This is a genomic window from Rhodococcus sp. EPR-157 (assembly GCF_001647195.1).
Classification (GTDB): domain Bacteria; phylum Actinomycetota; class Actinomycetes; order Mycobacteriales; family Mycobacteriaceae; genus Rhodococcoides.
This window is the reverse complement of the sequence record NZ_LVCV01000048.1, coordinates 1-439: the sequence shown is the minus strand read 5'-3', so window position 1 is coordinate 439 and position 439 is coordinate 1. Positions and strand designations below refer to the sequence as shown.

Annotated in this window: 1 protein-coding gene; it reads right to left on the bottom strand. The window is 60.6% G+C overall.

The window, feature by feature from the left end; genetic code table 11:
• Window positions 1-439: fatty acid desaturase family protein (locus A2J03_RS02035; protein ID WP_197480575.1), on the bottom strand; the 439-nt coding region annotated here is incomplete at both ends.

Below are 439 nucleotides of genomic sequence, written 5' to 3'. Positions count from 1 at the left end.
TCTGCTTCGACTCGCGAATGGCGGTCCGCAAGCCGCGGCGCTTTCCGGTGACAGGATCGACGGTCAGCAGCCCACCTGTTGCATTGGCGAACTTGCGCTCCGATGCCGTTTCGGGCGCATCGTCCGCAGTTGCCTTGAGGTACTTGTTGGGCAGTGAGAGCTTCGCGATCGTCCGCCACGACAACAGGTACTGCTTGCCGATCGATCCGGTGGTGTACGGCAGGTCGTACTTCTCAGCGAGCTCGAGGACGCGAAACTTGATCTCCCGCAACCGATTGCTCGGCAGGTCCGGGAACAGATGGTGTTCGATCTGATAGCAGAGGTTGCCGCTCATGAATTCCATGACAGGGCCCGCCTCGAAGTTGGCGCTACCGAGCATCTGCCGCAGGTACCACTCGCCCTGCGTCTCGCCCTCCATGTCGGACTTCGTGAATTTCTC